General features: G+C 72.3%; 9 protein-coding genes. 3 read left to right on the forward strand and 6 right to left on the reverse strand.

The window, feature by feature from the left end:
- From pgk to rapZ, 5 genes are all read right to left on the reverse strand, one after another.
- Window positions 1–289: phosphoglycerate kinase (pgk, locus tag AB0M52_RS21495; protein WP_363956368.1), on the reverse strand; the 289-nt coding region annotated here is incomplete at its 3' end.
- The gene (gap, locus tag AB0M52_RS21500; protein WP_111212911.1) at window positions 286–1,290 is read right to left on the reverse strand and encodes a type I glyceraldehyde-3-phosphate dehydrogenase; all 1,005 of its coding nucleotides are present in this window, start codon (window positions 1,288–1,290) and stop codon (window positions 286–288) included. The genes gap and pgk, both read right to left, overlap by 4 nt.
- A gap of 323 nt (window positions 1,291–1,613) precedes the next feature.
- On the reverse strand, window positions 1,614–2,594 hold the full coding sequence (whiA, locus tag AB0M52_RS21505) for a DNA-binding protein WhiA (RefSeq protein WP_111212910.1): 981 nt from the start codon (window positions 2,592–2,594) through the stop codon (window positions 1,614–1,616).
- Between the two features lie 54 nt (window positions 2,595–2,648).
- Entirely contained in the window at window positions 2,649–3,623 is a 975-nt protein-coding gene (gene yvcK, locus AB0M52_RS21510) for a uridine diphosphate-N-acetylglucosamine-binding protein YvcK (protein WP_363956372.1), read from the reverse strand.
- Window positions 3,620–4,495 (reverse strand): RNase adapter RapZ, encoded by an 876-nt coding sequence (gene rapZ, locus AB0M52_RS21515; RefSeq protein ID WP_363956387.1) that lies wholly within the window; start codon window positions 4,493–4,495, stop codon window positions 3,620–3,622. The genes yvcK and rapZ overlap by 4 nt, the downstream gene beginning before the upstream one ends.
- Window positions 4,496–4,706: 211 nt before the next feature.
- On the opposite strand from rapZ, the gene AB0M52_RS21520 reads away from it, so the two are divergent.
- Together AB0M52_RS21520 and recQ are read left to right on the forward strand one after the other, a co-directional pair.
- A complete protein-coding gene (locus AB0M52_RS21520; protein ID WP_363956375.1) occupies window positions 4,707–5,342 on the forward strand; it encodes a hypothetical protein in 636 nt (211 codons plus the stop codon).
- A gap of 73 nt (window positions 5,343–5,415) precedes the next feature.
- On the forward strand, window positions 5,416–7,320 hold the full coding sequence (recQ, locus tag AB0M52_RS21525) for a DNA helicase RecQ (RefSeq protein WP_363956378.1): 1,905 nt from the start codon (window positions 5,416–5,418) through the stop codon (window positions 7,318–7,320).
- 33 nt (window positions 7,321–7,353) lie between these two features.
- Here recQ and uvrC read toward each other — a convergent pair whose 3' ends face one another.
- Window positions 7,354–9,408, reverse strand: coding sequence for an excinuclease ABC subunit UvrC (gene uvrC / locus AB0M52_RS21530; RefSeq protein ID WP_363956381.1), 2,055 nt, complete (start codon window positions 9,406–9,408; stop codon window positions 7,354–7,356).
- A gap of 194 nt (window positions 9,409–9,602) precedes the next feature.
- Between uvrC and AB0M52_RS21535 the strand changes: the two genes are divergently transcribed.
- On the forward strand, window positions 9,603–12,096 hold a 2,494-nt coding region (locus tag AB0M52_RS21535), incomplete at its 3' end, for a penicillin acylase family protein (RefSeq protein ID WP_363956384.1).

Raw genomic sequence — 12,096 nt, forward strand, 5'->3', positions numbered from 1 at the left:
TGGCGAAGTGCACCGGAGCCCCGAGCAGTTCGCCGAGCCGCCCGGCGACCGGGCCGAGGCTGAACTGCGGATCCGGCGAGCCCTTCGGCCGGCCCAGGTGCGAGCAGACGACCACCTTGGCGCCGGCGGAGACCAGCGCGCCCAGCGTCGGCAGCACAGCGCGGATGCGACCGTCGTCCGTGATGTCGCCGGTCTGCTTGTCGAGCGGGACGTTCAGGTCGGCGCGCACCAGCACGCGCCGACCCGACACCCCCTCGGCGAGCAGGTCGTCGAGGGTACGGATGCTCACAGCGAGCTACCCACCAGCTTCACGAGGTCCACCAGGCGGTTCGAGTAGCCCCACTCGTTGTCGTACCAGCCGACCACCTTGACCTGGTTGCCGATGACCTTGGTCAGCGGCGCGTCGAAGATGCACGACGCCGGGTCGGTGACGATGTCGGCGGAGACGATCGGGTCCTCGTTGTAGACCAGGATGCCCTTGAGCGGGCCCTCGGCGGCGGCCTTCAGCGCGGCGTTGACCTCGTCCACCGTGGTCTCCCGGCCGACCGTGACGGTCAGGTCGGTGGTGGAGCCGGTCGGGATCGGCACCCGCAGCGCGTAACCGTCGAGCTTGCCCTTGAGGTCCGGCAGCACCAGGCCGATGGCCTTCGCGGCACCGGTCGAGGTCGGCACGATGTTCAGCGCGGCGGCCCGGGCCCGGCGCAGGTCGGAGTGCGGCGCGTCCTGCAGGTTCTGGTCCTGGGTGTACGCGTGGATGGTGGTCATCAGACCCTGCTTGATGCCGAACGTGTCGTGCAGCACCTTGGCCATCGGCGCCAGGCAGTTCGTGGTGCAGGAGGCGTTCGAAATGATGGTGTGCTTGGCCGGGTCGTACTGGTCCTGGTTGACGCCCATGACGACCGTGACGTCCTCGTTCTTCGCCGGGGCGGAGATGATGACCTTCTTGGCCCCCCCGTCGACGTGCGCCTTGGCCTTGGTGGCGTCGGTGAAGAAGCCGGTCGACTCGATGACGACGTCGACGTTCAGGTCGCCCCAGGGCAGGTTGGCCGGGTCCTTCTCGGCGTACGCCTTGATGGTCTTGCCACCCACGGTGATCTCGTCCGCCGTGGCCTTGACCTCGTGCGGCAGACGACCCAGGATGCTGTCGTACTTGAGCAGGTGGGCGAGCGTGGCGTTGTCGGTGAGGTCGTTGACCGCCACGACCTCGACGTCAGCGCCCGACGCCAGCACTGCCCGGAAGAAGTTGCGGCCGATCCGGCCGAAGCCGTTGATGCCAACCCGGATGGTCACAGGTCCCATCTCCTCGCGTTCTGGTCCGCCGGCGTGGAGACCCTCGGCCGGCGAAGTGGTGTGCGCCGACCGTTGGAGCCGGCCGTTGACGGTTCATCTCGGCCACCCCGCCGCGGTCCGAGGGACCTGACCGCCCGAGGCGGTGGGTACGGCGGGGGGCGCCGGTGCCGGCCCCCTTGCCGTACGCAGCGACCATATCCGAGCGCGCCGACCCGTGCCGCGCCGGGTGGTAGCCATCCGGTGCCGTCGGCCGACGCGCCGTCCCGGCGGCGCGCAGCGGCAAGACGCGCCCGCCGGCCCGCCCGAGACGACCCACCGTCCTATCAGACCACGAGCATGTCGGGCGTGACGGCTGCTTCGGTATCCGGGATGCCCAGGTCCCGCGCCCGCTTGTCGGCCAGCGCCAGCAACCGGCGGATCCGGCCCGCGATGGCGTCCTTCGTCAACGGCGGATCGGCCAGCGCACCCAGTTCCTCCAGGGACGCCTGCCGGTGCTCCAACCGCAGCTGACCGGCCGAGGTCAGGTGCTGCGGCGCGTCGTCGGCGAGAATCTCCAGGGCCCGGGTCACCCGGGCCGCGGCGGCCACCGCCGCCCGCGCCGAACGCCGCAGGTTGGCGTCGTCGAAGTTCGCCAGCCGGTTGGCCGTCGCGCGCACCTCGCGGCGGACCCGACGCTCCTCCCAGGCCAGCACGCTGGCGTGGGCGCCGATCCGGGTGAGCAGTGCGGCGATCGCGTCGCCGTCCTTGACCACCACCCGGTCGACGCCCCGCACCTCACGGTTCTTCGCGGTGATGCCGATCCGGCGGGCCGCGCCGACCAGCGCCAGTGCCGACTCCGGACCGGGGCAGGTGATCTCCAGTGCGCTGGAGCGGCCCGGCTCGGTCAGCGAGCCGTGCGCCATGAACGCGCCCCGCCAGGCCGACACCGCGCAGCAGACGTTGGCGGCGACCACGTGTGGCGGCAACCCGCGCACCGGCCGGCCGCGCACGTCCAGCAGGCCGGTCTGCCGGGCCAGGGCCTCGCCGTCCTTGACCACCCGGACGATGAAGTGGCTGCCCTTGCGCAGCCCGCCGGAGGCGAGCACGTGGATCTCACTCGGATAGCCGTAGACCTCGGCGATCTCCCGCCGCAGCCGGCGGGCCACCGCGCCGGTGTCGAGCTCCGCCTCCACCACCACCCGGCCGGAGACGATGTGCAGCCCACCGGCGAACCGCAGCAGCGCCGCCATCTCCGCCCGCCGGCAGCAGGGCTTGGGCACGTCGACCCGACTCAGCTCGTCCTTGACCGCAGCCGTCATCGCCATTGTGCGTCCCCTCACGGACCGGTTCCGGCGTGTCGCCGGAGATTACGTACGTGTCTAACGATCGGCGCCCAGGACGGGCACCAGGGCGGCGCCCAAGGCAGCCGGATCATGACGGGGAGTACCGTCGTCGACCGCGACGGGGGCGAGGACCAGTCGGGCTCCCAGCGATTCTGCCGCACCCTCGACCGGTTCGGGGTCGCCGACCGCCTTGGAGTCGGCGAGCACGAAGTCGACCGCCAACTCCGGCAGGTACCACCGCAGCGCCGCCAGGTGGTCGGCGACCGACAGGCCGAGGGTCTCCTTCTCGGCGGCGAGGTTGAGGGTGACCAGCCGCCGGGCCGGGCTGGCCAGGATCGCCGCGGCCAGCTGCGGCACCAGCAGGTGCGGCAGCACGCTGGTGTACCAGCTGCCCGGACCGAAGATCAACCAGTCGGCGGCGCCGATCGCGGCGACCGCCTCCGGGCACGCCACGGGCGCCTGCGGGGTGAGCCGCAGCGACTCGACCCGCCCGGTGGTGACCGCGACCTGGTGCTGACCGCGTACGGTGCACACCTCGTCGGGCCGGCCCCGGTCCGCCCCGCGTACCTGCGCCTCGATGTCGACCGGCTGGCAGGACATCGGCAGCACCCGACCGACCGCGCCGAGCATCGCCCCGGCGTGTTCCAGGGCGACCACCGGATCACCCAGCGACTCCATCAGCCCGCAGAGCACCAGGTTGCCCACCGCGTGTCCGGCCAGCCCGTCGCCCCGGCCGCCGTCGCCGGCCACCTCGGCGAAGCGGTGCTGGAACAGCCCGGCGCTGCGCCGGGTGGCGGGATGATCGCCGGCCAGCGCGACCAGCGCCTGGCGCAGGTCACCCGGGGGCAGACCGCCCCGCTCGGCGCGCAGCCGCCCGCTGGAGCCGCCGTCATCCCCCACGGTCACCACCGCCGTGATGTCCAGGTCCAGCTCGGGAGCGCAGCGCCGCAGCGCACGCAGCGAGACGGACAGGCCGTGCCCGCCGCCGAAGGCCACCACCCGGACCGTCATTCCCGCCCCAGGTCCCGGTGCTGGGCGTTGGCGGCCAGCCCGACGCGGCGCAGCCGGGCGGCCAACTCCTCGGCGATCGCCACGCTGCGGTGCTTGCCGCCGGTGCAGCCCACCGCCACGGTCAGGTACCGCTTGCCCTCCCGCTCGAAGCCGGCGGTGGTGGCGTTGACCAGGTCCGCGTACCCGGTGACGAAGGCGTCCGCGCCCTCCTGCCCCAGCACGTACGCGCTGACCGCCTCCTCCCGGCCGGTGTGCTCACGCAGCTCCGGCACCCAGTACGGGTTGGGCAGGAACCGGGCGTCCAGCACGAAATCGGCGTCCGGCGGCAGGCCGTACTTGAAGCCGAAGGAGATCACGGTCAGCCGCAGCCGGCGGGCGTCCTCCCCGCCGAACAGCTCCTCGATGCGCCGGCGCAGCTGGTTGACGTTGAGGTGGCTGGTGTCGATGATCACGTCGGCCTGGTCGCGGGCCTCCTCCAGCAGGCCACGCTCGACCGCGATACCGTCGGCGAGCCGGCCGTCGCCCTGCAACGGGTGCGAACGCCGGACACTCTCGAACCGGCGGATCAGCACCTCGTCGTCGGCGTCGACGAAGATCACCCGGGGCGCGTAGCCGCGCTCCTTCAGCTCCCGGATCGCCTCGGCCAGGTCGGTGGAGAAGGCCCGGGACCGCACGTCCAGCACCATCGCCGTACGCCGGGCCGCCCCGCCGGCCTTCACGGCCAGCTCGGCCATGTCCAGCAGCAGCGCCTGCGGCAGGTTGTCCACGACGTAGAACCCGACGTTTTCCAGGGCCCGGGCCACGGTGCTGCGCCCGCCGCCCGACAGGCCGGTGACCACGACCAGTGTGGTGTCCGTCTCGCCCGCCGCCATCCCGGACTGCTCCGCCGGAACGCCGGCGCGATGACCGGTCGTGTGCGCCTCGCCCACCCATCAACCCCCAAGCCGTGGCGCCACGGTCGGTGCCGACCGGGCGCGGTCAATCTGCGACTCTAGCTCGCCGGCCCCCGGTGAGGTGCGATACGCCGCCGGGCCTGTCGGCTGACTGACGGCGGGCGACGGGCCGCGCCGTTATCCTCCGGCAATGGGCAGGCACGGGGCGCGGCTGCGCTGGGTGGTGGCCCTCGTGTCGGTGACGGTCGCCGTGCTGGCCACGGTGGACCGGTTCGTCGATCGCGAGCGCGAGTGGGCACACGGCGGTGACCAGGTCGCCGTGACCGTCGAGGCCCGTCTGCCCGAGCCCGACCAGGTACCCGGCGCGGCTACCGCGCTCGGCTGGCCCGACACACAGAACCAGGTCCGCGGTGATCCCGAGAACCAGTCGGTCGTGCTGCGGCTGCGCTGGTCCGGGCCGAGTCGGGCGGGTAGGTACCAGGTGATCCTGCTGGACTCGCGGGACACTCCCGCCCGGGTGGTACGCCCGTACGGCGGCTGGGACGCCGCCGGTGGCACCGGCCGCAGTTGGGCCGGCGCGTACGAGGCGCTGTCCGAGCGCTACGGGTGGCTCGCCGGCACCGCCGCCGACTCCGCCGACCCGGCCGATCTCGGTGGGGTACCCACCCGGGCCGTCGGTGACGGCAGCCTGGTCGCGATATTCCGGCTGGGACGGGATTCGCTGCCGCTGACCGACCCGTCGCGCCTGGTGGTGGCGTTCTGCTACGTCGCCCCCGACGGTGAGGTGCGCTGGGCCAAGCGGGTGCCGGTCCCGGCGGCGCCCTGAGGGTCAGCCCGCGAGCCGTGCCGAGGGCGCGGCACCCCCACACGGCACGGGCAGGCGCTCGTAGAATCCTCGGATGGTCTCCCCCGCCGACCTCATTGCCGCCGCCCACCCGACCGCCGGCGAGTTCGCCACCATCGACCCGAGCGGCGAGGATGACTCGGCGGCGCTACGGACGCTGCGCCGGGTCTTCGGGTACGACTCCTTCCGCGGCTTCCAGCGGGAGGTCATCGACCACGTGGTGGCCGGCGGCGACGCGCTGGTGCTGATGCCGACCGGCGGCGGCAAGTCGCTGTGCTACCAGATCCCGGCACTGGTCCGCGACGGCGTCGCCGTGGTGGTCTCGCCACTGATCGCGCTGATGCAGGACCAGGTCGACGCGCTGACCGCGGTCGGGGTCCGGGCCGGTTTCCTCAACTCGACGCTGGACCTGGACACCCGCCGGCTGGTCGAGGCGGAGTTCGTGGCCGGGGAGATCGACCTGCTCTACCTGGCGCCCGAGGCGCTGGCCAGCCGGGCCACGCTGAGCCTGCTCGACCGGGGGCGGATCAGCCTGTTCGCGATCGACGAGGCGCACTGCGTGTCGCAGTGGGGTCACGACTTCCGGCCGGACTACCTGAACCTGTCGATGCTGCACGAGCGCTGGCCGGGCGTACCACGGATCGCCCTGACCGCCACCGCGACCAGCGCCACCCGGACCGAGATCGCCACCCGCCTGAAGCTGGCCGAGGCGCGGCACTTCGTGGCCAGTTTCGACCGGCCCAACATCCAGTACCGGATCGTGCCCAAGCGGGAGCCACGCAAGCAGCTGCTCGCCCTGTTGCGCGACGAGCACCCCGGCGAGGCCGGCATCGTCTACTGCCTGTCCCGGGCCTCGGTGGAGAAGACCGCCGAGTTCCTGGTCGCCAACGGGGTCGACGCGTTGCCGTACCACGCCGGTTTGGACGCGGCGACCCGCGCCGCCAACCAGCAGCGCTTCCTGCGCGCCGACGGCGTGGTCATGGTGGCGACCATCGCCTTCGGCATGGGCATCGACAAGCCGGACGTCCGGTTCGTCGCCCACCTCGACCTGCCGAAGTCTGTCGAGGGCTACTACCAGGAGACCGGCCGCGCCGGCCGCGACGGGCTGCCGTCCACCGCCTGGCTGGCGTACGGGCTGCAGGACGTGGTGCAGCAGCGCAAGATGATCGACACGTCGGAGGGCGACCTGGCCCACCGGCGCAACCTGGCCGCCCACCTCGACGCGATGCTGGCGCTCTGCGAGACGGTCCGCTGCCGGCGGGTGCAGCTGCTCGACTACTTCGGCCAGGCGCTCGACGGCACCTGCGGCAACTGCGACACCTGCCTGGAGCCACCCGAGTCCTGGGACGGCACCGTCGCCGCGCAGAAGCTGCTCTCCACGGTCTTCCGGCTGGATCGGGAGCGCAACCAGCGGTTCGGCGCCGGGCACTGCGTCGACATCCTGCTGGGCCGCAGCACCGACAAGATCGTCCAGCACCGCCACGACGCGCTGACCGTCTTCGGCATCGGCGACGAGCTGAGCGAGGCGGAGTGGCGCGGCGTCGTACGGCAGCTGCTGGCCGAGGGACTGCTGGCCGTCGAGGGCGACTACGGCACCCTGGCGCTCACCGAGGCCAGCGCCGAGGTGCTCGGCCGGCGGCGCACGGTGATGATGCGCCGCGAGCCGGCACGTCCGGCGCGGTCGGCCCGGGCGGCAAAGCCCCGGGGCGCGGCCACGTTGGTCGCCGAGCTGCCGGCGGAGGCGGCCGGCACGTTCGAGCGGCTCCGCGCCTGGCGGGCGGCGACCGCGAAGGAACAGGGTGTCCCGGCGTACGTCGTCTTCCACGACGCGACGCTGCGCCAGATCGCCGCCGACACCCCGACCTCGCTGGCCGAGCTGTCGCAGGTCAGCGGCGTCGGGGAGAACAAACTCGCGAAGTACGGCGAACAGATCCTCGCGGTGCTCGCCGGCTCGGACTGACCTCCTGCTGCCGTCAGGCCTGGGCAACGGCGGTCAGTCGGTGGACACCTGCTTGCCGTCGGCGTCGAGCGCGGTCAGGATCGCCTCGGCGGTGCGGCGGCCCACGCCGGGGACTTCGGTGATCTCGTCCACGGTGGCCGACGAGAGGCGCTTGAGCGAGCCGAAGTGGCGCAGCAACGCCTTGCGGCGTACCTCGCCGAGGCCGGGGACGTTGTCGAGCGCGGAGGTGGTCATCCGCTTCGAGCGGCGCTGCCGGTGGAAGGTGATGGCAAAGCGGTGCGCCTCGTCGCGTACCCGTTGCAGCAGGTAGAGCCCTTCGGACGCACGCGGCAGGATGATCGGGAACTCGTCGTCGGGCAGCCAGACCTCCTCCAGCCGCTTGGCCAGGCCGCACAGCGCCACGTCATCGATGCCCAGCTCGGCGAGGGCCTGGGCGGCGGCGGCCACCTGCGGTGCACCGCCGTCGACCACCACCAACTGCGGCGGGTACGCGAACTTGCGCGGCCGGCCGGTGGTCGGGTCGACCAACACCCCGACCCTCGGCTCGTCGCCACCGGCACCATCGCCCTCGACACCGACGGCCTCGATACCGTCGACGCCGGGCCCGACACCGTCGCTCGCGGCACCGTCGGCGGGATCCGCCGGTGCGGCGAGGTCGACGGCGGACTCGATGCCGGCCTCCCCGGTCTCGGCGCGGGCGTCGAGGTAGCGGGCGAAGCGCCGGCGCAGCACCTCGGACATCGCGGACAGGTCGTCGGTGGCGCCCCGGATGATGAACCGGCGGTACTCGCTCTTGCGGGGCAGCCCGTCCTCGAAGACGACCATGCTCGCCACCACGTCGGTGCCCTGGATCTGCGAGATGTCGAAGCACTCGATGCGCAGCGGCGCGGTCCGCATGTCGAGCGCCTCGCTGATCTCGTCGAGGGCCTTGCTGCGGGTGGTCAGGTCGCCGGCCCGCTTGAGCTTGTGCCGGGCCAGGGCGTCGGTGGCGTTGCGGCCCACCGTCTCCAGCAGGGCGCGCTTGTCGCCGCGCTGCGGCACCCGCAGTGCCACCCGGCTGCCCCGGTGGCTCGACAGCCAGTCGGCCAGGGCGTCGGCGTCCACGGGCAGCTCGGGCACCAGCAGCTCGCGCGGCACGTCGGCCTCACCGTGCTCGCCGCCGTACACCTGCGTGCAGAAGTGGTGCACGAGGTCGCCCATGGTGAGGTCCTCGGTCTTCTCCACCACCCAGCCGCGCTGGCCGCGCACCCGCCCGCCCCGCACGTGGAAGACCTGGACGGCGGCTTCGAGGGGGTCGTCGGCGAAGGCGACCACGTCGGCGTCGGTGCCGTCGCCGAGCACCACGGTCTGCTTCTCCATCGCCCGGCGCAGCGCCGCGATGTCGTCGCGCAGCCGGGCCGCCCGCTCGAACTCCAGTTCGGCGCTGGCCTCGGCCATCTCCCGTTCGAGCTTGCGCACCATGGTGTCGGTGCGCCCGGCCATGAAGTCGCAGAAATCCTCGACGATCTCCCGGTGCCGCTCGGCGGATACGCTGCCGACGCAGGGCGCCGAGCACTTGCCGATGTAGCCGAGCAGGCACGGCCGGCCGACCTGGCCAGCCCGCTTGAACACCCCGGCCGAGCAGGTCCGCGCGGGGAAGACCCGCAGCAGCAGGTCGAGCGTCTCGCGGATCGCCCAGGCGTGCGAGTACGGCCCGAAGTAGCGCACCCCCTTGCGTTTGGCGCCGCGCATCACCTGCAACCGCGGGAACTCCTCGTCGAGGGTCACCGCCAGGTAGGGGTACGACTTGTCGTCGCGGTAACGGACGTTGAACCTCGGGTCGTACTGCTTGATCCAGGTGTATTCGAGCTGGAGCGCCTCGACCTCGGTGCCGACGGTGACCCAGTCGACCGCCTCGGCCGTGGTGACCATCTGCTGGGTGCGCTGGTGCAGCCCCCAGACGTCGGCGAAGTAGGAGTTGAGCCGGCTGCGCAGGTTCTTCGCCTTGCCGACGTAGATCACCCGGCCGGTGCCGTCGCGGAAACGGTAGACCCCCGGCGCCTCGGGGATCGTGCCCGGCGCGGGACGGTAGGTCGACGGATCAGCCACACTCCGAGACTAGTCCGCACCCCCGACAGCCCAGATCATCCCCGGGTGGCCGGTCCGGTGACCGCCGCACCGAACCGACCGGCGCGTCCTGATTGACGCCTTCCAATATCGAGCGGCGGAGCCTACCATCCAGTAACCGAATGTTCTTCATGTAATGATCCCGCCCGATGGCCCCCCGTCCACAGAGGATCGCCATGTCTACGCACACCGCCACCCGCCGGCTGCTCGCCGGCGCGACCACCGCCATCGCCGTCGCTGCGTCCCTCGTCGCCGTCCCGACCACCGCCACGGCCACCACCGGGTCCGCCGCCGCGCCCAGCACCCTCGCCACGAACGTCGCCACCGCCTTCGCCGCCAACGACTACTGCCTCGGTGAGTGCTCGGAGATCCTGCCGCCCGGCCAGAACGGCAACGCCACCCTGGTCGAGATCCTGGGCAACCAGGCGTTCGGCACCCTGCCCCGGCACTCCGCCGACCAGCTCGACAAGTACGCCGACCTCGTCTACGGCTACGCCGGCCTCCGGGCGGACCAGATCAGCACCTTCTTCAACGACGCCACCTTCGGCGTCGCGCCCAGCCAGGTCGAACGCGACTACTCCCCCCGCTCCGACGTGCGGATCGTGCGGGACAAGGCGACCGGCGTCCCGCACATCACCGGCACCACCCGCGGCGGCACCATGTACGGCGCCGGGTACGCCGGAGCCGAGGACCGGCTCTTCACCATGGACCTGCTGCGGCACGTCGGCCGGGGCACCCTGACCCCCTTCGCCGGTGGTGCCCCGGGCAACCGGGCCCTGGAGCAGAGCGTCTGGCGCACCTCCCCGTACACCGAGGCGGACCTCCAGACCCAGGTCACGGCGCTGCGGCAGAAAGGTGGTACGCGCGGGGAGCAGCTCTACGCCGACGTGCAGGAGTACGTCGCGGGCGTCAACGCGTACATCCGGGCCTGCATGGCGGGGCGCAACTGCCCCGGGGAGTACGTGCTGACCGGGCACCTCGACGCGATCACCAACGCCGGAGGGCCGAAGCCGTTCACCACCACCGACCTGATCGCGATCGCCGGGGTGGTCGGCGGCCTGTTCGGCGGCGGGGGCGGCACCGAGATGCAGTCCGCGCTGGTCCGGATCGCCGCCCGGGCCAAGTTCGGCCCGATCGAGGGTGACCGGGTGTGGAACGCGTTCCGGGGGCAGAACGACCCGGAGACCGTGCTGACCCTGCACGACGGGCAGAGCTTCCCGTACGGCGACGCCTCCCCGGACGCCCCCAGCGTGGTGCTGCCGGATGCCGGCTCCGCCCGGGTCGAGCCGATCTTCACCGACCCGACCGGCTCCGCCACCGCCGCCGTCACCTCGAACAGCGGCTCGGAGCTGGCCGCCGCGCTGTCCGGGCTGACCATCGACCCGGCCCACCGCGGCATGTCCAACGCGGCGGTGATCTCTGCCGCGCACTCCGCGACCGGCCACCCGATCGCCGTGTTCGGGCCGCAGACCGGCTACTTCTCCCCGCAGCTGCTGATGGTCCAGGAGTTGCAGGGCCCCGGGATCAGCGCCCGGGGGGCCGCCTTCGCCGGGCTCAACCTGTACGTCCTGCTCGGCCGGGGTCAGGACTACTCATGGAGCGCCACCTCATCCGTCCACGACATCACCGACACCTACGCGGTGCCGCTCTGCGCGCCCGGCGGCGGCACGCCGACGCTGGCCAGCAACCACTACCTGTTCCGCGGACAGTGCCTGGCGATGGAGGAACTGTCCCACGTCAACCGGTGGAACCCGACGACCGCCGACGGCACCGCGGCCGGGTCGTACAAGCTGGTCGCCTGGCGCACCAAGCTGGGACTGGTGGCCTGGCGCGGCACCGTCGGCGGCGCCCCGCACGCGTTCACCCAGCTGCGCTCCACGTACGGGCGGGAGGCCGACTCCGCGATCGGCTTCCAGATGTTCAACGACCCGACCGAGATGGGTTCCGCCGCGGCGTTCGTCAACTCCGCGCACAACGTCGAGTACGCCTTCAACTGGTTCTACGTGAACTCCACCGAGTCGGCGTACTTCAACTCCGGGCTCAACCCGCTGCGGTCCGCCGGCGCCAACCCGAACCTGCCGATGAAGGCCGAGCGCGCCTACGAGTGGCAGGACTACGACCCGGATGCCGGCACCGCCCGCTACGCGCCGCGCTCGGCCCACCCCCAGTCGATCAACCAGGACTACTACATCAGCTGGAACAACAAGCAGGCCAAGGACTTCGGGGCCGCCGACGGCAACTTCAGCTTCGGTGCCGTACACCGGGGTGACCTGCTGGACAAGCCGGTGAAGGCGGCCGTCGCGGCGGGCCGCAAGTTCGACCGGGCCTCGCTGACCGAGCTGGTGCAGCGGGCCGGCCTGACCGACCTGCGCGGGGCCGAGGTGCTCGGCGAGCTGATCCGGGTGCTGGAGAGCCAGCCCGTCACCGACGGCGCCCTGGCCACCGAGATCAGCCGGCTGAAGGCCTGGCGGCAGGCCGGCGCGCTGCGGGTGGAGACCGCCAAGGGCTCGAAGGTTTACCAGCACGCCGAGGCGATCCGCACCTTCGACGCGTGGTGGCCGCTGCTGGTACGGGGCATGTTCCGCGACCCGCTCGGCGCGGACCTCTACCAGTCCCTGGTCAACGCGATGCAGGTCAACGAGTCCCCGTCCGGCCTTCAGCAGGGCGACG

Origin of the sequence: Micromonospora sp. NPDC051296 (genome assembly GCF_040682255.1) — a bacterium.
GTDB classification, from domain to species: domain Bacteria; phylum Actinomycetota; class Actinomycetes; order Mycobacteriales; family Micromonosporaceae; genus Micromonospora; species Micromonospora craterilacus.

Excerpts from the sequence above, each read along its gene's own strand:
- yvcK (WP_363956372.1), bottom strand. The coding sequence starts at position 3,623 with ATGACGGTCCGGGTGGTGGCCTTCGGCGGCGGGCACGGCCTGTCCGTC.
- whiA (WP_111212910.1), bottom strand. The coding sequence starts at position 2,594 with ATGGCGATGACGGCTGCGGTCAAGGACGAGCTGAGTCGGGTCGACGTG.
- recQ (WP_363956378.1), top strand. The coding sequence starts at position 5,416 with ATGGTCTCCCCCGCCGACCTCATTGCCGCCGCCCACCCGACCGCCGGC.
- rapZ (WP_363956387.1), bottom strand. The coding sequence starts at position 4,495 with ATGGCGGCGGGCGAGACGGACACCACACTGGTCGTGGTCACCGGCCTG.
- AB0M52_RS21520 (WP_363956375.1), top strand. The coding sequence starts at position 4,707 with ATGGGCAGGCACGGGGCGCGGCTGCGCTGGGTGGTGGCCCTCGTGTCG.